Source organism: Burkholderia sp. AU16741 (genome assembly GCF_002223345.1).
Classification (GTDB): Bacteria; Pseudomonadota; Gammaproteobacteria; order Burkholderiales; family Burkholderiaceae; genus Burkholderia; species Burkholderia sola.
The window spans coordinates 505,968-527,981 of sequence record NZ_NKEZ01000005.1; the positions used below are offsets into that span (position 1 = coordinate 505,968).

At 67.8% G+C, this 22,014-nt stretch carries 25 protein-coding genes; 19 read left to right on the forward strand and 6 right to left on the reverse strand.

Features of this window, described 5'->3' with window-relative positions; genetic code table 11:
• The first annotated feature begins 155 nt into the window (after positions 1 to 155).
• The 4 genes from CFB89_RS15565 (at position 156) to CFB89_RS15580 (ending at position 3,696) form a co-directional block, all read left to right on the forward strand.
• On the forward strand, positions 156 to 1,175 hold the full coding sequence (locus CFB89_RS15565) for a LacI family DNA-binding transcriptional regulator (RefSeq protein ID WP_089468629.1): 1,020 nt from the start codon (positions 156 to 158) through the stop codon (positions 1,173 to 1,175).
• Entirely contained in the window at positions 1,172 to 2,452 is a 1,281-nt protein-coding gene (locus CFB89_RS15570) for an AGE family epimerase/isomerase (RefSeq protein ID WP_089468630.1), read from the forward strand. Before CFB89_RS15565 ends, CFB89_RS15570 begins: the two co-directional genes overlap by 4 nt.
• The gene (locus CFB89_RS15575; protein WP_089468631.1) at positions 2,449 to 3,357 is read left to right on the forward strand and encodes a carbohydrate kinase; all 909 of its coding nucleotides are present in this window, start codon (positions 2,449 to 2,451) and stop codon (positions 3,355 to 3,357) included. The genes CFB89_RS15570 and CFB89_RS15575 overlap by 4 nt, the downstream gene beginning before the upstream one ends.
• A 117-nt stretch (positions 3,358 to 3,474) precedes the next feature.
• Positions 3,475 to 3,696 (forward strand): hypothetical protein, encoded by a 222-nt coding sequence (locus tag CFB89_RS15580; RefSeq protein WP_027785622.1) that lies wholly within the window; start codon positions 3,475 to 3,477, stop codon positions 3,694 to 3,696.
• A gap of 24 nt (positions 3,697 to 3,720) precedes the next feature.
• On the opposite strand, the gene CFB89_RS15585 is transcribed toward CFB89_RS15580, so the two are convergent.
• Both CFB89_RS15585 and CFB89_RS15590 read right to left on the reverse strand, forming a co-directional pair.
• Complete coding sequence (locus CFB89_RS15585; protein WP_011546377.1) at positions 3,721 to 3,915, reverse strand: DUF2905 domain-containing protein; 195 nt, start codon at positions 3,913 to 3,915, stop codon at positions 3,721 to 3,723.
• A gap of 13 nt (positions 3,916 to 3,928) precedes the next feature.
• Entirely contained in the window at positions 3,929 to 5,119 is a 1,191-nt protein-coding gene (locus CFB89_RS15590) for a class I SAM-dependent methyltransferase (protein ID WP_089468632.1), read from the reverse strand.
• A gap of 13 nt (positions 5,120 to 5,132) precedes the next feature.
• On the opposite strand from CFB89_RS15590, the gene CFB89_RS15595 reads away from it, so the two are divergent.
• The 9 genes from CFB89_RS15595 (at position 5,133) to CFB89_RS15635 (ending at position 12,244) form a co-directional block, all read left to right on the forward strand.
• Entirely contained in the window at positions 5,133 to 5,876 is a 744-nt protein-coding gene (locus CFB89_RS15595; RefSeq protein ID WP_089468633.1) for an SDR family oxidoreductase, read from the forward strand.
• 75 nt (positions 5,877 to 5,951) lie between these two features.
• Complete coding sequence (locus tag CFB89_RS15600; protein ID WP_059576406.1) at positions 5,952 to 6,356, forward strand: dihydroneopterin aldolase; 405 nt, start codon at positions 5,952 to 5,954, stop codon at positions 6,354 to 6,356.
• Entirely contained in the window at positions 6,353 to 7,333 is a 981-nt protein-coding gene (gene ttcA, locus CFB89_RS15605; protein ID WP_089468634.1) for a tRNA 2-thiocytidine(32) synthetase TtcA, read from the forward strand. Before CFB89_RS15600 ends, ttcA begins: the two co-directional genes overlap by 4 nt.
• A 134-nt stretch (positions 7,334 to 7,467) precedes the next feature.
• Positions 7,468 to 8,829 (forward strand): bifunctional UDP-N-acetylglucosamine diphosphorylase/glucosamine-1-phosphate N-acetyltransferase GlmU, encoded by a 1,362-nt coding sequence (glmU, locus tag CFB89_RS15610; protein ID WP_089468635.1) that lies wholly within the window; start codon positions 7,468 to 7,470, stop codon positions 8,827 to 8,829.
• A gap of 54 nt (positions 8,830 to 8,883) precedes the next feature.
• Positions 8,884 to 10,701 (forward strand): glutamine--fructose-6-phosphate transaminase (isomerizing), encoded by a 1,818-nt coding sequence (gene glmS, locus CFB89_RS15615; protein WP_089468636.1) that lies wholly within the window; start codon positions 8,884 to 8,886, stop codon positions 10,699 to 10,701.
• Positions 10,702 to 10,829: 128 nt separating this feature from the next.
• Positions 10,830 to 11,195, forward strand: coding sequence for a type II toxin-antitoxin system RelE/ParE family toxin (locus tag CFB89_RS15620; protein ID WP_089468637.1), 366 nt, complete (start codon positions 10,830 to 10,832; stop codon positions 11,193 to 11,195).
• On the forward strand, positions 11,188 to 11,508 hold the full coding sequence (locus tag CFB89_RS15625; RefSeq protein WP_089468638.1) for a DNA-binding transcriptional regulator: 321 nt from the start codon (positions 11,188 to 11,190) through the stop codon (positions 11,506 to 11,508). Before CFB89_RS15620 ends, CFB89_RS15625 begins: the two co-directional genes overlap by 8 nt.
• A gap of 71 nt (positions 11,509 to 11,579) precedes the next feature.
• Positions 11,580 to 12,026 carry a hypothetical protein gene (locus tag CFB89_RS15630; RefSeq protein ID WP_089468639.1) on the forward strand — a complete coding sequence of 149 codons (447 nt, stop codon included), beginning with the start codon at positions 11,580 to 11,582 and terminating at the stop codon, positions 12,024 to 12,026.
• Positions 12,026 to 12,244 carry a hypothetical protein gene (locus CFB89_RS15635; RefSeq protein WP_006477594.1) on the forward strand — a complete coding sequence of 73 codons (219 nt, stop codon included), beginning with the start codon at positions 12,026 to 12,028 and terminating at the stop codon, positions 12,242 to 12,244. Before CFB89_RS15630 ends, CFB89_RS15635 begins: the two co-directional genes overlap by 1 nt.
• A gap of 127 nt (positions 12,245 to 12,371) precedes the next feature.
• On the opposite strand, the gene CFB89_RS15640 is transcribed toward CFB89_RS15635, so the two are convergent.
• The gene (locus tag CFB89_RS15640) at positions 12,372 to 13,208 is read right to left on the reverse strand and encodes an FTR1 family protein (RefSeq protein WP_089468640.1); all 837 of its coding nucleotides are present in this window, start codon (positions 13,206 to 13,208) and stop codon (positions 12,372 to 12,374) included.
• Positions 13,209 to 13,220: 12 nt separating this feature from the next.
• Positions 13,221 to 13,553, reverse strand: coding sequence for a cupredoxin domain-containing protein (locus CFB89_RS15645; protein ID WP_006488047.1), 333 nt, complete (start codon positions 13,551 to 13,553; stop codon positions 13,221 to 13,223).
• Positions 13,554 to 13,883: 330 nt separating this feature from the next.
• On the opposite strand from CFB89_RS15645, the gene CFB89_RS15655 reads away from it, so the two are divergent.
• Positions 13,884 to 14,084, forward strand: a complete 201-nt coding sequence (locus CFB89_RS15655) for a heavy-metal-associated domain-containing protein (protein WP_089468642.1) — start codon at positions 13,884 to 13,886, stop codon at positions 14,082 to 14,084.
• Positions 14,085 to 14,143: 59 nt separating this feature from the next.
• On the opposite strand, the gene CFB89_RS15660 is transcribed toward CFB89_RS15655, so the two are convergent.
• Both CFB89_RS15660 and CFB89_RS15665 read right to left on the reverse strand, forming a co-directional pair.
• Complete coding sequence (locus CFB89_RS15660) at positions 14,144 to 15,634, reverse strand: aldehyde dehydrogenase (RefSeq protein ID WP_089468643.1); 1,491 nt, start codon at positions 15,632 to 15,634, stop codon at positions 14,144 to 14,146.
• Between the two features lie 88 nt (positions 15,635 to 15,722).
• Positions 15,723 to 16,274, reverse strand: coding sequence for a cupin domain-containing protein (locus tag CFB89_RS15665; protein ID WP_089468799.1), 552 nt, complete (start codon positions 16,272 to 16,274; stop codon positions 15,723 to 15,725).
• 455 nt (positions 16,275 to 16,729) lie between these two features.
• Between CFB89_RS15665 and CFB89_RS35335 the strand changes: the two genes are divergently transcribed.
• The 5 genes from CFB89_RS35335 (at position 16,730) to CFB89_RS15690 (ending at position 22,003) form a co-directional block, all read left to right on the forward strand.
• On the forward strand, positions 16,730 to 16,912 hold the full coding sequence (locus CFB89_RS35335; RefSeq protein ID WP_006488040.1) for a hypothetical protein: 183 nt from the start codon (positions 16,730 to 16,732) through the stop codon (positions 16,910 to 16,912).
• A gap of 283 nt (positions 16,913 to 17,195) precedes the next feature.
• Positions 17,196 to 17,981 carry a gamma-glutamyl-gamma-aminobutyrate hydrolase family protein gene (locus CFB89_RS15675; protein WP_089468644.1) on the forward strand — a complete coding sequence of 262 codons (786 nt, stop codon included), beginning with the start codon at positions 17,196 to 17,198 and terminating at the stop codon, positions 17,979 to 17,981.
• Between the two features lie 28 nt (positions 17,982 to 18,009).
• Positions 18,010 to 19,347 carry a glutamine synthetase family protein gene (locus CFB89_RS15680; protein WP_089468645.1) on the forward strand — a complete coding sequence of 446 codons (1,338 nt, stop codon included), beginning with the start codon at positions 18,010 to 18,012 and terminating at the stop codon, positions 19,345 to 19,347.
• A 35-nt stretch (positions 19,348 to 19,382) separates the two neighbouring features.
• The gene (locus CFB89_RS15685) at positions 19,383 to 20,825 is read left to right on the forward strand and encodes an aspartate aminotransferase family protein (protein ID WP_089468646.1); all 1,443 of its coding nucleotides are present in this window, start codon (positions 19,383 to 19,385) and stop codon (positions 20,823 to 20,825) included.
• Between the two features lie 62 nt (positions 20,826 to 20,887).
• Positions 20,888 to 22,003: a polyamine ABC transporter substrate-binding protein gene (locus CFB89_RS15690; RefSeq protein ID WP_089468647.1), complete on the forward strand. Its 1,116-nt coding sequence runs from the start codon at positions 20,888 to 20,890 to the stop codon at positions 22,001 to 22,003.
• Positions 22,004 to 22,014: the final 11 nt, after the last annotated feature.

The window sequence follows — 22,014 nt, forward strand, 5'->3', positions numbered from 1 at the left end:
TTTCGCGTTTTGTTTAGTATTTTTAGTAACGGCGTTTTCGCAGATTAGCGCCTGAAAACCCGTTATTCGCGGGTATTCCCCGGTTATCCGGCCCGAATTCCGCGATACGTTTTACTATACAATCGCCTCCACCCTAAACAAACGGACCCCGAACGATGGGTACGACCATTCGCGACGTGGCGCGGGCGGCAGAGGTCTCGATCGGCACCGTCTCCCGCGCGCTGAAAAACCAGCCCGGCCTGTCCGAAGCCACGCGCGCGCGCATCGTCGAGATCGCGCGGCAGCTCGGCTACGATCCCGCGCAGTTGCGGCCGCGCATCCGCCGGCTCACCTTCCTGCTGCACCGCCAGCACAACCGCTTTCCGGCAAGCCCGTTCTTCTCGCACGTGCTGCACGGCGTCGAGGACGCATGCCGCGAGCGCGGCATCGTGCCGACGTTGCTCACGGTCGGCCCGAACGACGACGTGCTGCGCCAGATGCGCCCGCATGCGCCCGACGCGATCGCGGTCGCGGGCTTCATCGAGCCCGAGACGATCGAGGCGCTCGCCGCCACCGGCCGGCCGCTCGTGCTGATCGACCTGTGGGCGCCCGGGCTGCGCTCGGTCAACATCGACAACGCGACGGGCGCGGCGCTCGCGATGCGCCACCTGCTCGCCACCGGCCGCTCGCGGATCGCCTTCATCGGCGGCTCGGCCGCGCACTACAGCATCGCGCAGCGCGCGATCGGCTATCGGCGCGCGTTCTTCGAAGCCGGGCGATTGTTCGATCCCGCGTACGAAGTGACGATCGACGCGGGGCTCGACCCCGACACCGGCGCCGCGCGTGCGATGGAGCAACTGCTCGACGCGCCCGGCCCGCGCCCCGACGCGGTATTCGCGTACAACGACGCGGCCGCGCTGGCCGCGCAGCGCGTGTGCGTCGCACGCGGCCTGCGGATTCCGGACGACATCGCGATCGTCGGCTTCGACGACATCCCGGCCGCCGCGCACGCGAACCCGCCGCTCACGACGCTCGCGGTGGACAAGGAAGCGCTCGGCCGCCGCGGCGTCGAACTGCTGCTCGCGGAATCGCCCGAGCGCACCGAGATCTCCCTGCCCGTCGAGCTGATCGTGCGGGCCAGCAGCCAGCCCGCCGGCTCCCCGGCATTCGATACCGCCACTGTCCAAGAATCATGAACATGCCCCCGGCCCACTCCCGCGCCGCCGCGCCGGCCAGCCACGCGCAAGCGGCACCGTTCGTCGCGAGCTTTCGCGACCCGTCGTTCCTGCTGTCGCATATCGAAGACACGCTGCGCTTCTACGCGACGAACGCATTCGACCCGACGGGCGGCTTCCACCATTACTTCCGCGACGACGGCAGCGTCTACAACCGCACGTCGCGCCACCTCGTCAGCACCTGCCGGTTCGTCTTCAACTACGCGATGGCGTACCGCCATTTCGGCGATCCGCGCCACCTGGAATACGCGCGCCACGGGCTGCGCTTCCTGCGCGACGCGCACTGGGACGACGCGCTGCAGGGCTACGACTGGGAGCTCGACTGGCGCGACGGCGCGAAGCACGCGACGCTCGACGGCACGCGCCACTGCTACGGCCTCGCGTTCGTGCTGCTCGCGGCCGCGCACGCGACGATGGCCGGCATCGACGAAGCGCGCCCGCTGATCGCCGCCACCTACGAGCTCGCCGAGCACCGCTTCTGGGATGCGGCCGCGGGCCTGTATGCGGACGACGCGACGCCGAACTGGATCGTGTCGTCGTACCGCGGCCAGAACGCGAACATGCACATGACGGAGGCGCTGCTCGCCGCCTACGAGGCGACCGGCCACCTCACGTACCTCGATCGCGCGGAGAAGGTGGCGTCCCACGTCACGCAGCGCCAGGCCGCGCTGTCGGGCGGGCTCGTGTGGGAGCACTACCATGCGGACTGGTCGATCGACTGGGATTACAACAAGGAAGACAGCTCGAACATCTTCCGTCCGTGGGGCTTCCAGCCCGGGCACCAGACCGAATGGGCGAAGCTGCTGCTGATCCTCGAGCGGCACCGCCCGCTCGACTGGCTCGCGCCGCGCGCGGCCGAGCTGTTCGACGCGGCGCTCACGCACGCGTGGGACGCCGATCACGGCGGCCTGTGCTACGGCTTCGGCCCCGACTTCACGATCTGCGACCACAACAAATATTTCTGGGTGCAGGCGGAAACCTTCGCGGCCGCCGCGATGCTCGGCGCGCGCACCGGCAGCGAGCGCTTCTGGGACTGGTACGACGAGATCTGGCGCTACAGCTGGGCGCATTTCGTCGATCACCGCCACGGCGCGTGGTACCGGATCCTGACCTGCGACAACCGCAAGTACAGCGACGAGAAGAGCCCGGCCGGCAAGACCGACTATCACACGATGGGCGCCTGCTACGACGTGCTCGCGACCCTCGCGCGCCTGCAACGCAGCGAGCCGACGCAATGAGCGGCGGCACGTTTCCGGCTTTCGTGTCGGCGGGCGACATCCTGACCGACATGGTGCGCGCGGGCGACGCGCAATGGACGTCGGTGCCGGGCGGCGCCGGCTGGAACGTCGCGCGCGCGGTCGCGCGGCTCGGCATCCCGAGCGCGCTCGCCGGCTCGATCGGCGAAGACTGCTTCTCCGACGTGCTGTGGCGCACGAGCGAAGCGGCCGGCCTCGACCTGCGCTTCCTGCAGCGCGTCGCGCGGCCGCCGCTGCTCGCGATCGTCCACGAGACGCGCCCGCCCGCGTACTTCTTCATCGGCGAAGCGAGCGCCGATCTCGCGTTCGATCCCGCGCGGCTGCCGGCCGGCTGGACCGAGCACGTGCAATGGGCGCATTTCGGCTGCATCAGCCTCGTGCGCGAACCGCTCGCGGGCACGCTGGCCGCGCTCGCGGCCGACCTGCACGCGCGCGGCGTGAAGATCAGCTTCGATCCGAACGTGCGGAACCTGATGACGGCCGCGTACCGGCCGACGCTGGAGAAGATGGCCGCGCTCGCCGACCTGATCAAGGTGTCGGACGAAGACTTGCGGCACCTGTTCGGCGGCGACGGCCCCGACGCGATCGCGGCGGTGCGCGCGCTGAACCCGCGGGCGGCCGTGCTCGTCACGCGCGGCGCGCAGGCGGCGACGCTCTACGCGGAGGGCGCCGTGCACGAAGCCTGCCCGCCGCGCGTCGAGGTGGCCGACACCGTCGGCGCGGGCGACGCGTCGATCGGCGGCCTGCTGTTCAGCCTGATGGCCGCGCCGCAGCGCGGCTGGCGCGAGCATCTCGCGTTCGCGCTGGCGGCCGGCGCCGCCGCGTGCCGGCATACGGGCGCACATGCGCCGACGCTCGACGAGGTCGTCGCGCTGCTCGAAGGTTGAACGGACTGTGAAGGGCGCGCAGGCGGGTGACCGGCCGCCGATCGGTCACCGATAAACCGCGTTCCCCATGCTGCGCCGCAGTGCTACGATGAAGCGTCCTTTTCGCGGGAGAGCACGATGGACACGAACACGTTCACGAAAGGCATCTACACGGCCAAGGCGCATACCCAGCATGCGGGCAACGGGCAGTTCCAGGGTTACGTGATCCTCGCGCGCGACGACGGGGACGACACCGAGAACATGCGCTACGACGTCCACTCGACGAGCCCCAGCGAGGAAGAAGCGTTCGACGAGGCGAAGGCGCTCGCGCACCGGATCCTCGGCGAGATCGAGCTGTGACGCGCGTCCTCTGTTCGGCGCGGCTCAGAGCAGCCGCGCCACCATCGATACCAGCATCGTCAGCACCAGCGTCGACATGAACGGGAACGGGTAGCGCCGCCCGCCGAGCGTCAGCGTGACGTCGCCCGGCATCCGCCCGATGCCGAGCTTGCCGAGCCACGGCCAGCAGCGCGTGAGGATCATCACCGCGATGAACGTCGTCAATAGCCAGCGCAGCATGCCGGGTTCCCCGTCAAAGCGCGTGCGAGCGGTCGCCGCGCGCGAACGCGTCGAGCGTGCCGTCGATCCCGCGCGAAAACGCGATCACCTTGAACAGCTCGCCCATCTCGGCTTCCGAGATCAGCTTCTGCACCGCGTTCGCGGCCGGCAGGAACTGATGGACGTCGGACGGATCGATCGCGGCCAGCGCGTCGGTGATGCCCGCGTTCAACAGGAAGCGTGCCTGCGACGTGTAGCCGAGCAGATCGGCGCCGGTCGCGACGCCCGCGTCGTAGATGCCGGTGAATTCGACGTGCGCGGTGATGTCCTGCAGGCCCGGGTACACGAACGGATCGTCGTGCGCGTGGTGCCGGTAGTGGCACATCAGCGTGCCGCGGTCGCGCTGCGGGTGGTAGTACTCGTGCGCCGGAAAACCATAGTCGATCAGCAGCACCGCGCCGCGCGCGAGCATCGTGCAGACGGTGCGCGTGAACGCGAGCGCGGCCTCGTGCGTTTCGGTCACGTAGCCGTCGCCGACGTCGAGCGTCGCGAGCACCGCCGGCAGGCCGGCTGCGCCGACCGGCCGGTCGTCGAACACGAACGCCTGCCGCGCGTCGAGCGCGACGCCGCGCTCGCGCCACGCGCCGTCCGCCTTCGCGAAGAGGCGCACCGGCATCGCGTCGAGCACCTCGTTGCCGACCACGACGCCGTCGAACCGCTCGGGCAGCGCATCGAGCCAGCGCACCTTCGCGGCCAGCGCCGGCACCGCGGCTTCGATCGTGTCGCGCTGCCGTTCGCGCAGTTCGCCGGACAGGTCGACGATCAGGTATTCGTCGAGTTCGACGCCCGTCGCGTCGAGCGCGGCGATCAGGCCGGCCGCGAGCTTGCCGGTGCCGGCGCCGAATTCCATCACGCGACGCGTGCCGCTCGCCGCGAGCGCTTCGGCGATGGGATTCGCGAGCGTCTGCGCGAACAGCGGCGACAGCTCGGGCGCGGTGACGAAGTCGCTGCCGTCGTCGGCGCGGCGCCCGAACTTGCGCGCGCCGCCGCTGTAATAACCGAGGCCCGGCGCATACAGCGCGCGCTCCATGAAGCGGTCGAACGGCAGCCAGCCGCCGGCCGCCGCGATTTCGTCGCGCAGTTGCGCGGCGAGGGTTTCGGACTGCGCGAGCGCGTCGGGGCCGGGAGCAGGTAAACTAGCGGGTTCGTGAGCTTTCGGGTTCATCCCGGCATTGTAAATGACCGTTTCAGCCGATACGTCGACCCCACGCGTGGTGCTCGTCACGGGCGCCCTGGGCAGCGCGGCCGACGCCGCGTCGATCGGCCGCGCGCTCGCGACGGGTTTCGCCCGCCGCGGCTGGGACGTCGCGCTGCAGCGCAGCCCGGGCGCGCCGCGCGCGGCCGCCGATGCGCTCGTCGCCGAAGTCGCCGCGCACGGCCGCCGCGCGGCGGTGCTCGACGCCGATCCGGCCCTGGAAGCCGATGCCGCGGCCCTCGTCGCCGCGTGCGGCGAAGCGCTCGGCCGGCCCGCGTGCGCGGTATTCGTCAGCGCCAGCGCCGGCGCCGACGACGCGCACACGGTCGATGGCGCGTCGCTCGCCGCCGCGCTCGCGCGCAACGTGACCGCACCGCTGGCGCTGGCCCGCGCGCTCGCCGACGCGACACCGGACGCCGCGCGCGACGACGAAACGCTGCGCGCGTGCGCGATTCACGTACTGGATCAGGCCCTGTTTCACCCGGCGCCGGCGCAGTTGTCGCATGCGCTGATGCAGGCCGCGCTGAACCGCGCGACGTCGGCGCTCGCGCTGGCGCTCGCGCCGAAGGTGCGGGTCGCGGCGCTCGTGCGCGGCCACGCGCCGCACGCGGACGACATCGCGGCGGCCGCCTGCTATCTCGCGAGCGCGCCCGGCGTGACGGGCGCGACGCTGACCGTCGACGGCGGCGAGCACCTGGTGCCGCCCGCCGCCGGCCCGAATGAATGAACCGCGCGGGCGCGGCCTGACAGCCGCCGCCCGCGCCGCTTTGCGTGCGCGCACGCCAATTTGACTGGGACGACCATGTTTTCCGCTCTCCTGCACCCCCGCCTCGCGGATTGCCGCAGGCTCTACCTGCGCGACTACGAGGTGCACATCAACATCGGGGCCTTCGAACACGAGAAGCGCGGCGAGCAACGCGTCGTCATCAACATCGACCTGTTCGTGCCGCTCGCGCTGTCCACCCCCGTCGACGACCGGCTGCACGAAGTCGTCGACTACGACCTGATGAAGCAGAGCGTCGCGCAGTGTCTGGCGCGCGGCCACATCCACCTGCAGGAAACGCTGTGCGATTCGATCGCCGCGCACCTGCTGGCGCACGACACCGTGCGCGCGGTACGCGTCCGTACCGAGAAACCGGACGCCTATCCGGACTGCGACGCCGTCGGCGTCGAAGTCTTTCGCATCAAGGACGAGGAGCGCGCATGAACGCCCCCCACATGAACGACACGGCGGCCGACGCCGCCACCGCCGAAACCGGCCGCCCCGCGCTGACGCGCCGCGAGCAGAAGGAAGCGTACGAGAACAACAAGCTGTTCAAGCGGATCGTGCGCCAGGTCGGCCAGGCGATCGGCGATTTCAACATGATCGAGCAGGGCGACAAGGTGATGGTGTGCCTGTCGGGCGGCAAGGACAGCTACGCGATGCTCGACGTGCTGCTGCGCCTGCGCGAGCGCGCGCCGATCGACTTCGACATCGTCGCGGTGAACCTCGACCAGAAGCAGCCGGGCTTCCCCGAGCACGTGCTGCCCGAATACCTGAAGCAGGTCGGCGTGCCGTTCCACATCGAGAACCAGGACACCTACAGCATCGTCAAGCGGCTCGTGCCGGAAGGCAAGACGACCTGCTCGCTGTGCTCGCGGCTGCGCCGCGGGATCCTGTACCGCGTGGCCGGCGAGCTCGGCGCGACCAAGATCGCGCTCGGCCATCACCGCGACGACATCGTGCAGACGCTGCTGCTGAACATGTTCTACGGCGGCAAGCTGAAGGGGATGCCGCCGAAGCTGCAGTCGGACGACGGCAAGAACATCGTGATCCGCCCGCTCGCGTACGTGAAGGAAACCGATCTCGAGAAATACGCGGAGCTGCGCGAATTCCCGATCATCCCGTGCAACCTGTGCGGCAGCCAGCCGAACCTGAAGCGCGCGGAAATGAAGGCGCTGATCCGCGACTGGGACAAACGCTTCCCGGGCCGCGTCGACAACATGTTCAACGCGCTCGCGAAGGTCGTGCCGTCGCACCTGATGGACACGACGCTGTACCCGTTCCAGTCGCTGCGCGCGACGGGCGAGGCCGATCCGCAAGGCGACATCGCGTTCGACGAGGAGCCGTGCGCATCGGGCGACGATGCGGCCGCGCCGGGCGCCGCCCAACCGATCTCGATCGTCCAGTTCGACGACCTGTAAGCAGGGACCGAACACCCGCCGAGACCGGGGCCGGCGGCCTCGTTTCGGCGGTGTCGCCGCGCCGCGACAGGCCCGGAGCGACAAGGGCCGCATGCTAAAATGGACGGCTTCGAACTCTGACCCACGCGCGCGCCATGAATATCGTGATTTTGGCGGCAGGCACCGGCAAGCGCATGCGTTCCGCGCTGCCGAAAGTGCTTCACCCCCTGGCCGGCAGGCCGCTCCTTTCCCACGTCATCGACACCGCGCGCACGCTGCAGCCGTCCCGGCTCGTCGTCGTCGTCGGCCACGGCGCCGAGCAGGTCCAGGCCGCCGTCGCCGCGCCCGACGTCCAGTTCGCGGTGCAGGCCGAGCAGCTCGGCACCGGCCACGCGGTCCGCCAGGCGCTGCCGCTCCTCGATCCCGCGCAACCGACGCTCGTGCTGTACGGCGACGTGCCGCTCACGCGCGCGTCGACGCTGCGGCGCCTGGTCGACGCCGCGCGCGACGGCCGCTACGGGATTCTGACCGTCACGCTCGACGACCCGACCGGCTACGGCCGCATCGTGCGCGACGCGGCCGGCTTCGTCACGCGCATCGTCGAGCAGAAGGATGCGTCGCCGGACGAACTGCGGATCGCCGAGATCAACACCGGCATCATCGTCACGCCGACGGCCCAGCTGTCGATGTGGCTCGGCGCGCTGAAGAACGAAAACGCGCAGGGCGAGTACTACCTGACCGACGTCGTCGAACTCGCGATCGAGGCCGGCTTCGAGGTCGTCACGTCGCAGCCCGACGACGAATGGGAAACGCTCGGCGTGAACAGCAAGGCGCAGCTCGCGGAGCTCGAACGCATTCACCAGCGCAACGTCGCCGATGCGCTGCTCGTCGACGGCGTGACGCTCGCCGATCCGGCGCGCGTCGACGTGCGCGGCACGCTGCGCTGCGGCCGCGACGTGTCGATCGACGTGAACTGCGTGTTCGAAGGCAACGTGACGCTCGCCGACGACGTGACGATCGGCCCGAACTGCGTGATCCGCAACGCATCGATCGGCGCGGGCACGCGTATCGACGCGTTCACGCACATCGACGGCGCCGAGCTCGGCGCGCACACCGTGATCGGCCCGTATGCGCGGTTGCGCCCGGGCGCGCAGCTCGCGGACGAAGCGCACGTCGGCAACTTCGTCGAGGTGAAGAACGCGGTGATCGGCCACGGCTCGAAGGCGAACCACCTCACGTACATCGGCGACGCCGACATCGGCGCGCGCGTGAACATCGGCGCGGGCACGATCACCTGCAACTACGACGGCGCGAACAAGTTCCGCACCGTGATCGAGGACGACGTGTTCGTCGGCTCCGACACGCAGCTCGTCGCGCCCGTGCGCGTGGGCCGCGGCGTGACGATCGCGGCCGGCACGACGATCTGGAAGGACGTCGCCGAAGGCGTCCTCGCGTTGAACGAGAAGACGCAGACCGCGAAGAGCGGCTACGTCCGCCCGGTCAAGAAAAAGAGCTGAACCATTTGCGGGCGCCCGCGCGGCGCCCGCTTCGACTGACAGGATTGACCATTCATGTGCGGCATTGTCGGCGCAGTTGCGCAGCGTAATATCGTTCCGGTGCTGATCGAAGGATTGCGGCGCCTCGAATACCGTGGCTACGACTCGTGCGGCGTCGCCGTGCTCGAGCCGGACGCACCGAAGCGCGCGCGCAGCGTCGCGCGCGTCGCCGATCTCGATGCGCAGGTGCGCGACACGCACCTCGAAGGCGCGACCGGCGTCGCGCACACGCGCTGGGCCACGCACGGCGCGCCGGTCACGCACAACGCGCACCCGATCTTCTCGTCGAACGCGCTCGCGCTCGTGCACAACGGCATCATCGAGAACTTCGAGACGCTGCGCGAAGCGCTGCGCGCGAAGGGCTACGAATTCGTGTCGCAGACCGACACCGAAGTGATCGCGCACCTCGTGCACAGCCTGTATCGCGGCAACCTGTTCGACGCGGTGCGCGAAGCCGTGCAGCAACTGCACGGCGCGTATGCGATCGCGGTGACGCACAAGGACCAGCCGCACACCGTCGTCGGCGCGCGCCAGGGTTCGCCGCTCGTCGTCGGTCACGGCGACGGCGAGAACTTCCTCGCGTCCGACGCGCTCGCGCTGGCCGGCAGCACCGACCGCTTCACGTTCCTCGAGGAAGGCGACGTGTGCGAGCTGTCGCTCGACGGCGTGACGATCGTCGACCGTCACGGCGCCACCGTGCAGCGTGAAATCCGCGTGGTCAGCGCATACGGCGGCGCGGTCGAGCTTGGGCCCTATCGCCACTTCATGCAGAAGGAAATCTTCGAGCAGCCGCGCGCGATCGGCGACACGGTGCCGCAAACCGAAGCCTTCGACGCAACGCTGTTCGGCGATGCGGCACCCGCCGCGTTCGCGGCGATCGACAGCCTGCTGATCCTCGCGTGCGGCACGAGCTACTACTCGGGCCTCACCGCGAAGTACTGGCTCGAATCGATCGCGAAGATCCCGACCCAGGTCGAAATCGCGAGCGAATACCGCTACCGCGAATCGGTGCCGAACCCGCGCCAGCTCGTGCTGGTGATCTCGCAATCGGGCGAGACGGCCGACACGCTCGCCGCGCTCAAGCACGCGCAGTCGCTCGGCCACACGCATACGCTCGCGGTGTGCAACGTCGCGACGAGCGCGATGGTGCGCCTGACCGAAATGCAGTTCCTGACGCACGCGGGCACCGAAATCGGCGTCGCGTCGACCAAGGCGTTCACGACGCAGCTCGTCGCGCTGTTCGTGCTGGCCGCGACGCTCGGCAAACTGCGCGGGCACGTCGACGCCGCGCAGGAAGCGCAATTCCTGAAGGAGCTGCGCCACCTGCCGGCCGCGCTGAACAGCGTGCTCGCGCTCGAGCCGCAGATCATCGCGTGGTCGGATGAATTCGCGCGCAAGGAAAACGCGCTGTTCCTCGGCCGCGGGCTGCACTACCCGATCGCGCTCGAAGGCGCGCTGAAGCTGAAGGAAATCTCGTACATCCACGCCGAGGCCTATCCGGCCGGCGAGTTGAAGCACGGGCCGCTCGCGCTCGTCACGGAAGCGATGCCGGTCGTCACGGTCGCGCCGAACGACACGCTGCTCGAGAAGCTGAAGTCGAACATGCAGGAAGTGCGCGCGCGCGGCGGCGAGCTGTACGTGTTCGCGGATGCCGACACGCAGATCGTCAACGACGACGGCCTGCACGTGATCCGGATGCCGGAGCACTACGGGCAACTGTCGCCGATCCTGCACGTCGTGCCGCTGCAACTGCTCGCGTATCACACCGCGTGTGCGCGCGGCACCGACGTCGACAAGCCGCGCAACCTCGCGAAGTCGGTGACGGTGGAGTAACCAGGCGACGGGATGGCCCCGTGCCGGGTCGTCTCGACCGCGTGCGGGCGCAAGGCAGGCCGTTTGGCCAGGTCGAAATATGTACCACGTAGTGGTATATAATCCTGTGCTAATTCGACCGGTTCGACATGTCTGCTTCCGTACGACGCGTCTTCAAGACGAAGTGGTTTCACAAGGCAGCCGGGAAAGCGGGAATCGCCGACGACGAGCTTTGCCGCGCGGTGCGGGAGCTGGCCCGCGGTCAGGGCGTCGATCTCGGCGGCAACGTCTGGAAGAAGCGCCTCGACGGCAATCGGCAGCGCGGGATCGTGCTGGGCAAGGTCGGGCACACGTGGGTGTTCGTGTTCCTGTTCGCGAAATGCGACCGCGACGACATCGACGCACGCGAACTGCGCGCCTTCAGAAAGCTCGCCGCGGATGTCGGCCGACACACCGACAGCGACATCGCGACGCTGGTTACCCTGAAAGAGTGGGTGGAGATTTGCAATGGCTAAGAGTCGATTCAAGAGCGACGCGACGGAGGCGGTCCACAGCGCCGCGTCGGGCCTTTATCGTGCGCAACTGATCGACAAGAAGACGATGCGCGAATACGACGATCTCTGCATCGAAGCCGCGCCGCAATTCGATCCGGAAGCGATCGCCCGCATCCGCAAGTCGGTCAACGTCAGCCAGAGCGTGTTCGCGCTCTACCTGAACACGACGACATCGACGATCCGCCAATGGGAACAGGGCGACAAGCGGCCGAGCGGCATCGCCGCGCGCATGCTCCAGATCGTCGAGAAACACGGGCTCGAGGTGTTCTCCTGAGCCGGCATTCCCCGAATGCCCCTGCACGGCCCCGGCTGGACGCGCGCCGCAACGAATATGACGGAGAGACAATGGTAAGACTGTTTGGATGCGGATTGCTGGCGCTGACGTTCGCGTCGTCGGGCTGGGCCGCCGAGCACTACGTCGAGGTCTGGAACCCGCCCGAGGCGCGGCAGCCTGCGGCGCGTACGCCAGGTGCCCGCACGGGCGCCGACGCACGCACCGGCAAGAGCGCGGAGAAGCACGCGAGCGCCACGCCGAAACCCACCGCGAAACCGCACAAGCGCCGCGTCGCGCAGGCCGTGAAAGCCGGCGCGCACCGCCCGGCCACGGCCGACACCCCGGCCGCCCCGCGCCCCGTCGCGCAACCCGCACCCGGGCGTCTCACGGTGATGCAGCCTGCCGCACCGGACGCGACGCGCGCACTCACCTTCTCCGACATCCCGCGTCAATACACGCCGGACGGCAACGTGCTGCAGGTCGGCACGCACGGCCGCTCCGCGGAGGTGACTCGATAATGGAAGCGCAGACCTACCACGGCTACCAGATCTGGGGCCACGCGATCCTGCAGCAGGACGAGATCATGCAGCCCGAGCGCTTCGCGGCGAGCGGCACGATCACGCAGAACAACCGGCTCGTCGAGGCGTCGGGCGTGCTCGGCGTGTTCGACACCGAAGACGACGCGCGCGACGCGGGGCTCGAATGGGCGCGCGCGTGGATCGACAACCACAGCTGACCGAACCCGGCAGCGCGCATCCGCGGCCGCCGTCGCCGGCGCTGCGCCGGGGCGTCGCGCGTCGCAAATGAACGAAGGGGCGTCGATGACGCCCCTTCTTTCGTTCGCCCCCGGAAGCCCGGAACACTCACGCCGCGGCGTGCGGCGGCCTCACCGTCTGCCGCGGCCGGCCGACGAGCCGTGCCAGCACGAGGATCGCCACCAGCGTCGCGACGTACGCGGCGATCTGGATGCCTGCCGGCCGCGCCGTATAGCCGATCAGCGTATGCAGCGCCTTGCCGACGATGCTCGATTCCTTGAGCAGCCACGACGTGTCCCAGACCACGTCGCCCCAGGACGGCACGAAGCCGGCGGCCAGCAGGAAGCCGACGCACTGGCTCGCCATGCCCGCGGCGAGCAGCACGATCAGCGCGTTGGTGACGGAGAACAGGCGCTTCAACGGGATCTGCAGCAGGCCCGCATACATCGCGTAGCCGAGCCCGGCGCCGCCGAGCACGCCAAGCAGCCCGCCGGCGATCATCTGCGGCGTCTGCCCGGGCTCGCCCGCCGCGATCCCGTACAGGAACAGCACGGCCTCGGAGCCCTCGCGTAATACCGCGACGCCGACCACGATCGCGAGCCCGGTCAACGGCCGGCTGCCGGCCGCGACCGCGCGGCCGACCTCGCCCATGTGCAGCGCCATTTCCCGGCCGTGGCGGCTCATCCAGATGCAGTGCCACGCGAGCATCAGCGTCGCGACGAACATCACGCCCGCGTTGAAGACTTCCTGCCCCATGCCGGATGCCCATTGCGAGATCACGTCGGCGAACGCCGCGATCAGGCCGGCGCCGACCACGCCGCCGACCAGCCCGCCGCCGACCCACCAGCCGCGCCGCGGCACGCCCTTGGTGGCGGCCATCACAATCGAGACCACCAGCGCAGCCTCGAGCACTTCACGAAAGACGATCAGGGCAGTGGACAGCATGTCGGTATCGGCTTACTTGACGGTCAGGTGCGTCTTCGACTGCGCTTCGTGATACTCGTCGTGGAACTCGTAGGTGCCGGCCTTCAGCGGCCCGACCAGGATCTCGACCGACTTGCCGGCCGGCACGACCTTCTCCGCCTTGAAGTCGTCGCTTTCGAATTCCGCGGGCGTCGCGTCGAGGTTCTTCACGACGAACTTCACCTTCTTGCCGGCAGGGATCGTCACGCCGTCGGGCGAAAACTTGTGGTCCTTCAACGTCAGGTTGACGACGTCGTCGGCCGCGAAAGCGGACGTGGCCGAGGCGCCCAGCAGGGCCAGCGCGAAACCGATAGCGAAACGGGTCATGGGTGTAATGAGCGGAAATATGGAAGGGAATCGATACTAAGATCGATTCGCATTTTCACCTCGGAGTACCCTTACATGGAGCATGGAGATCATGCTCCATCGATCCCGCGTGCGCGTGGCCACGCAAGGCTTCGCCGGATTTCGCCGACAATGTGCAGTCGTCAATCGGGAAAAATTCCGACTGACGCGCCTACACCAATGGCTATTCGTCAGACTTCAGCATGACAAACGACTGATGCGATGTGCATCACCGCATGCGGCGCTTGACCTTCCCACCATGGCAAGCTTCATGCTGAACATACTCATCCACCACCTACCCGGGAGAACACGATGGAATTCGAAGTCCAGGACATGACCTGCGGCGGCTGCGCCAACGCCATCACGCGCGCGGTGACGGCTGCCGACCCCGCCGCGAAGCTCGACATCGACGTCGCGGCGAAGATCGTCAAGGTCGACTCGGCGCAAGGCGCCGAGCGCGTGCAGTCGGTCATCGAGGCCGCCGGCTTCCATCCCGCGCTGCGCACCGCGTAACGCGCGCCGAAGGCCGCGGGCGCAGCGCCGGACGGCGCGCGCCCGCGCCGGGCGGCGTGTCAGCGCAGCCGGATCAGCGTCGACTTCAGTTCGGTGTACTTCTCGAGCGCATGCAGCGACTTGTCGCGGCCGTTGCCCGACTGCTTGTAGCCGCCGAACGGGAAGTTCATGTCGCCGCCCTCGTCGTAGCAGTTCACCCACACGGTGCCCGCACGCAGGCGGCGCGACACGTCGTGCGCGGTCGTCAGGTTCGACGTCCACACGGCCGCGGCCAGCCCGTATTCGGTGTCGTTCGCGATCCGCACGGCCTCGTCGACGTCGTCGAACACGATCACCGACAGCACCGGCCCGAAGATTTCCTCGCGCGCGATCTTCGCGTCGGGCTTCACCTCGAACACCGTCGGCTCCACGTAGAAGCCGCCCGTTTCCGCGTTCACGCGCGCACCGCCCGTGACGAGCCGGCCTTCGCCGCGCCCCGCCTCGATGTAACCGAGCACGCGCTCGAGCTGGATGCCGTCGACGATCGCACCCATCGATACCGACGGATCGAGCGGATTGCCCGGCACGTACGCGCGGGCGGCCGCGACGAGCTTCTCGATGAACGCGTCCTTGATGTCGCGATGCACGAGCAGCCGCGAGCCGGCCGTGCACATCTCGCCCATGTTGTAGAAGATCGCGCCGGCCGCCGTTTGCGCCGCGCGGTCGAGATCGGGGCAATCGGGCAGCACGATGTTCGGCGACTTGCCGCCGAGCTCGAGCCACGCGCGCTTCAGGTTCGACTGCGCCGCGTACTGCATGATCAGCTTGCCGACCGCCGTCGAGCCGGTGAACGCGATGCAGTCGACGTCGCGATGCAGCGCGAGCAGCTTGCCCGGCTCGCCCGCGCCCGGCACGACGTTGAACACGCCGGCCGGCATGCCGGCCTCGAACGCGAGCTGCGCGACGCGGATCGCGGTCAGCGGCGATTTCTCCGACGGCTTCAGCACGACGCTGTTGCCGGCCGCGAGCGCGGGGCCGAATTTCCATGCGGCCATCAGGATCGGGAAATTCCACGGCACGACGGCGGCCACAACGCCGACCGGCTCCCGCGTGACGAGACCGACGAGATGGTGATCGGCCGGCGCGACCTCGCCGCCGACCTTGTCGATCGCCTCGGCGAACCATTCGACGCAGTACGCGGCGCCCGGCACGTCGACCGTCGTCGTGTCGCCGATCGGCTTGCCCGCGTCGAGCGTCTCGAGCAGCGACAGTTCGTCGAGATGCTCGCGCATCAGCGCGGCCCAGCGCAGCAGCACGGCCTTGCGCGCGCGCGGGTTCAGGCCGGCCCATACCCCTGCGTCGAACGCGCGGCGTGCGGCCGCGACCGCGGCGTTCACGTCCGCTTCGCCGCAGTCGGCGACCTTCGCCAGCACGCGGCCGTCGATCGGGCTCACGCAGTCGAACGTCTTGCCGCCGTGCGCGTCGCGCGACGCGCCATCGATGAATGCGCGCCCTTCGATCTCGAGCGACGCCGCCTTGTGTTGCCAGTCAGCCAAAGTCAACTTGTTCATCAGGATGCCTCAATGTGGTGACATTCGCGATGCGGCACGCCGCGCGCGTGGCGCGCCGGCGGCCCGCCGCGAATGCAGTGACGCGCGGTCAGAAGGTTGCCGGCGAATTGGCCGACACGACCTCGCAGATCAGTTCCGCGCTGGGATTGCGAAAACGATGCGGCAAACGGCTTTCGAAGTAGTAGCCGTCTCCGGGGTCGAGCAGCCACGTCGCGCTATCGACGGTCAGCTCGAGCCGGCCCGACACGACGACGCCGCCCTCGTGCCCCGCGTGCACCAGCATCTCGGGCCCGGTGTCGGCGAGCGGCTGGTAGATCTCGCGCAGGATGCACATGTTGCGATCCTTCACGTTCGCGCCGACCAGATGAAACGCGAGCGTCTCGTTGCCGAGGTTCGGCATCTCGTCGCGACGCGACACGACCGCGCGCGATTCGACGAGCTCGAACGTGAAGAACTCCGCGAGACTCATCGGGATGCATTCGAGCAGTTTCTTCAGCGAGCCGACCGACGGGCTCACGCGGCCCTGTTCGATCAGCGAGATCGTGCCGTTGGTGACGCCGGCGCGTTTCGCGAGTTCGCGCTGCGACAGGCCATGCTTGTTGCGCACGAAACGCAGGCGCTCGGCGACTTCGGTGGACATCGATTCGGTTTCGGACACGATAAGTGCGATGACAAAGTGAAACGACGCGGTGGACTGCCGTTGAATATTCTAATCACTTTATGCCGCACATCAGCGGGGAAAACCCTGAAAGGCGTTCGAAATAATGGACGGCGCGTCGATTATTCCTTTTGCGAATCTTTTGTTCGTATTGCTCGGGAAAGCCCTGATGCAGGACCGATAAAAAACATTTGACGCCGTTATTGGCTCGTATATGCTGGCTCTCAGGTCAGCGTCATCAGGCTTTCACAGGCGTCGAAAAGCGTTATCGCAACGCAACAATCGACGCCCGTGAATGTAAATGATGCCGGACCGGCGCCTCGATTATTTTAAACGCCCCGCGCGTCGAAACGATCAGGTGTTCAATACTTTCAACAAACCAGTCGAGTGTAATCGTGAGAGTCCGTGGCCCTCTGGTGAGGTGGGATCGAGGCGATGTGCGAAGTTTGCGCAGCGCCGTTCCCGCTTCCGACGGCAGTTGCGGCTGGCATAGTCCTCGCCTGCTTCACCTGTCGATCTACACCATCCTGTCCCGTCGTTCCGTTCGGCGCCACAACGCCGTTTCCGCACGCGCATTCGTCGCCGTCGATACCGACGAAGTGGCGTCGCTGCTGCCGTAGCGCCTCTCCTTTCTTCACGTCGTTCGTTTTTTCTGTCGATTCGCCAACCGCATCGTCCGTGCGGTGACGGCACGCGTTCGCGCATTCGTTGCCGCGTCGCGTATCGCAATGAAACGAACGACGGCCTGACCGTCGCGCGCAGCGCGGATCGCCACGCCATCCCGTTGCGCCCATTCACCAGCGGCCCCGCGCTCAGCGCCGGGCTGCGGGGTCGTGTCGCGCCCGCGTTTCGCCGCATTCGGGCCGACGCGCGTCACGTCCCTACGGATTACTGATTGACGTCATGGAAAGGAAACCTCTCGTCGGCATCACCGCCGACCTCACCCAGATCGGCGCGCACGCGTCGCATACGGTCGGCGACAAATACGTCGCCGCGATCGTCGACGGCGCGCATGCGCTCGCGATGGTGCTGCCGGCGCTCGGCGAGCGGCAGTCGACCGCCGACGTGCTCGACGCCGTGGACGGCCTGCTGTTTACCGGCAGTTACTCGAACGTCGAGCCGCATCGTTACGGCGGCGAGCCGAGCGAGCCCGGTACGAAGCACGACCCCGCCCGCGACGCGACGACGCTGCCGCTGCTGCGCGCGGCCATCGCCGCGGGCGTGCCCGTGCTGGCCGTGTGCCGCGGCTTCCAGGAGCTGAACGTCGTCTGCGGCGGCACGCTGCACCAGCGCGTACATGAAGTGCCCGGCTTCGCCGACCACCGCGAGGACGACGGCGCGCCGATGGACACGCAATACGGCCCCGCGCACGTCGTGCGCCTGACGCCCGGCGGCAAGCTGCATGCGCTCGCCGGCGGCCGCGACGAAGTGCACGTGAACTCGCTGCACAAGCAGGGCGTCGCGCGGCTCGGCGCCGGCCTCGCCGTCGAGGCCGTCGCGCCGGATGGGCTGATCGAGGCCGTGAGCGTCGTCGACGCCCCGGCGTTCGCGCTGGCCGTGCAGTGGCATCCGGAATGGCGACACGCGCAGGACCCGCTGTCGAGCGCGATCTTCCGCGCGTTCGGCGATGCGTGCCGCGCCCGTCGCGTCGAACGCACCCGCGCCATGGCCGCCGCCGCGCTCGCCTGAGCGCGCCCACCAGACAACGAGAACAGACATGCAAGACATCGAAGACTTTCTGAAGCAGCACCGGATCACCGAGATCGAAGCGATCATTCCCGACATGGCCGGCATCGCGCGCGGCAAGATCACGCCGCGCAACAAGTTCACGTCCGGCGAATCGATGCGCCTGCCGCAGGCCGTGATGGTGCAGACCGTCACCGGCGACTATCCGGAAGACGGCTCGCTCACCGGCGTGACCGATCCCGACATGGTGTGCGTGCCCGACACGTCGACGATCCGGCTGATCCCGTGGGCCGTCGACCCGACCGCGCAGGTGATCCACGACTGCGTGCACTTCGACGGCTCGCCGGTCGAGATCTCGCCGCGCTACGTGCTGCGCCGCGTGCTCGACCTGTACAAGGCGAAGGGCTGGAAGCCGGTCGTGGCGCCGGAGCTCGAGTTCTATCTGGTCGACATGAACAAGGACCCCGACCTGCCGCTGCGTCCGCCCGTCGGTCGCACGGGCCGCCCCGAAACGGGCCGCCAGTCGTATTCGATCGAGGCCGTCAACGAGTTCGACCCGCTGTTCGAGGACATCTACGAATACTGCGAAGCGCAGAACCTCGACATCGACACGCTGATCCACGAAGTCGGCGCCGCGCAGATGGAGATCAACTTCATGCACGGCGACGCGCTGTCGCTGGCCGACCAGGTGTTCCTGTTCAAGCGCACGGTGCGCGAGGCCGCGCTGCGCCACAACATGTACGCGACGTTCATGGCCAAGCCGATGGAAGACGAACCGGGCTCGGCGATGCACGTGCACCAGAGCATCGTCGACGAGGAGACGGGCCAGAACCTGTTCACGTCGCCGGAAACCGGCGGCGCGACGTCGATGTTCTACAACTACCTCGCGGGGTTGCAGAAGTACACGCCGGCGCTGATGCCGATCTTCGCGCCGTACATCAACTCGTATCGCCGCCTGTCGCGCTTCATGGCCGCGCCGATCAACGTGCAGTGGGGTTACGACAACCGCACGGTGGGGTTCCGCATCCCGCACTCGGGGCCGGCCGCGCGCCGCATCGAGAACCGCATCCCGGGCGTCGACTGCAACCCGTACCTCGCGCTCGCGGCGACGCTCGCGGCCGGCTATCTCGGCATGACGCAGCGCCTGGAGCCGACCGAGCCGCTGGTGAGCGACGGCTACAGCCAGCCGTACCAGTTGCCGCGCAACCTCGAGGAAGGGCTGACGCTGATGGCCGCGTGCGAGCCGCTCGGCGAGATCCTCGGGCCCAAGTTCCTGAAGGCGTATTTCGCGCTGAAGGAAACCGAATACGAAGCGTTTTTCCGCGTGATCAGCTCGTGGGAACGCCGCCATTTGCTGCTGCACGTTTAAGCGCGCATCACCGCATACGGAATCACGGAGGAAACATGACTTACCGCAACGAATCTGCCTGGATCCAGCCGGCCGCGCCGACCGCCGCGGCCGCCGCGCCGCGCGCGACGCAGGCACGCACGACCGCCGAATACCGCGCGCTCGACGCCGCGCACCACATTCACCCGTTCTCCGACATGGGCGCGCTCAATCGCGCCGGCAGCCGCGTGATCGTGAAGGCCGACGGCGTCTACCTGTGGGACTCCGACGGCAACAAGGTGATCGACGGGATGGCCGGCCTGTGGTGCGTAAACGTCGGCTACGGCCGCAAGGAACTCGCCGACGCCGCGTATCGCCAGATCCAGGAACTGCCGTTCTACAACACGTTCTTCAAGACCACGCACCCGCCGGTGATCGAGCTTTCCGCGATGCTCGCGGAAGTCACGCCGGCCGGCTTCAACCACTTCTTCTATTGCAACAGCGGCTCGGAAGGCAACGACACCGTGCTGCGCCTCGTGCATCAATACTGGCGCGTGCAGGGCCAGCCGCAGAAGAAATACGTGATCTCGCGCAAGAACGGCTATCACGGCTCGACGATCGCGGGCGGCACGCTCGGCGGGATGGGCTACATGCACGAGCAGATGCCGTCGAAGGTCGAGCACATCGTGCATATCGACCAGCCGTATTTCTTCGGCGAAGCGCAGCCGGGCGAGACGCCGGAAGCATTCGGCCTCGCGCGGGCACAGCAGCTCGAAGCGAAGATCCTCGAACTCGGCGCGGAGAACGTCGCGGCGTTCATCGGCGAGCCGTTCCAGGGCGCGGGCGGCGTGATCTTCCCGCCGTCGACGTACTGGCCGGAAATCCAGCGGATCTGCCGCAAGTACGACATCCTGCTCGTCGCCGACGAAGTGATCGGCGGATTCGGCCGCACCGGCGAATGGTTCGCGCACCAGCACTTCGGCTTCGAACCGGACCTGATCACGATGGCGAAGGGCCTCACGTCGGGCTACGTGCCGATGGGCGCGGTGGGCATTCACGAGCGCGTCGCACGCCCGATCATCGACAACGGCGAATTCAATCACGGCCTCACGTATTCGGGCCACCCGGTGGCGGCGGCCGTCGCGGTCGCGAACCTGAAGCTGCTGCGCGACGAAGGCATCGTCGAGCGCGTGAAGACCGACACCGGCCCGTACTTCCAGGCGCTGATGCGCGAAACCTTCGCGCGTCATCCGATCGTCGGCGAAGTGCACGGCCACGGGATGGTCGCGAGCCTGCAACTGGCCGAAGCGCCGGCCGAACGCCGCCGCTTCGCGAACGGCGGCGACGTCGGCACGATCTGCCGTGACTTCTGCTTCAACGGCAACCTGATCATGCGCGCGACCGGCGACCGGATGCTGCTGTCGCCGCCGCTCGTGATCTCGCGCCAGGAAATCGATGAACTCGTGTCGAAGGCGAAGAAGGCCGTCGATGCGACCGCCCAGCAACTGGGTGTTTCGTAACGGTTTTGCCTACAGGCGTGCGGCGGGCGCCGCACGCCGCCATAACCCAAGGGAATTCCACCATGCGTGCCTGCTATCTTCGCCAAGCCTGTTCCGTTGCCGCCCTCGCCGCCGCGGCAGCGTTCACGTCGGTCGCCAGTCCATCGGTGCATGCCGAAGACCTGAACGTCTACAACTGGTCCGACTACATCGCGCCGGACACGATCCCGAACTTCCAGAAGCAGACGGGCATCCACGTCAAGTACGACAACTACGACAGCGACGACACGCTGCAGGCGAAGCTGCTGGCCGGCAGCTCGGGCTACGACATCGTCGTGCCGACGTCGAACTACATGGCCAAGCAGATCCAGGCCGGCGTGTACCAGAAGCTCGACAAGTCGAAGATCCCGAACCTCGCGAACCTCGACCCGCTGCTGATGAAGATGATCGCGGATGCCGACCCGGGCAACCAGTACGGCGTGCCCTGGGCGTACGGCACGGACGGCATCGGCTACAACGCGCAGGCGGTGAAGAAGGCGCTCGGCGACAAGGCGCCGGTCGACAGCTGGGCGCTGGTGTTCGATCCGGCCAACATGGAGAAGCTGAAGAGTTGCGGCGTGTCGTTCCTCGACCAGGCCGTCGACGTGTTCGCCGCCACGCTGCAGTACATGGGCAAGGACCCGAACAGCAAGAACCCCGGCGACTACCAGGCTGCATTCGAAATCCTGAAGAAAGTCCGTCCGTACATCACCCAGTTCAACTCGTCGGGCTACATCAACGACCTCGCGAACAACGACGTGTGCGTCGCGCTCGGCTGGTCGGGCGACGTCGGCATCGCGCACCGTCGCTCGGCCGAAGCGAAGCGTCCGTACGACATCAAGTTCTCGAATCCGAAGGAAGGCGGCCTGCTGTGGTTCGACGTGATGGTGGTCCCGAAGGACGCGCCGCACCCGGAAGCCGCGATGAAGTGGATCAACTACATTTCCGACCCGAAGGTCAACGCGGCGATCACCAACACGGTGTTCTACCCGACCGCGAACAAGGCCGCGCATCAATTCGTCACGCCGGCCGTCGCGCAGGACCCGACCGTCTACCCGCCCGAAGACGTGCTGAAGAAGATGGTGCTGATGAAGCCGATGCCGGCCGACATCCTGCGCCTCGAGAACCGTCTGTGGGCCCAGTTGAAGACGGGGCACTGATCGCCATGCCC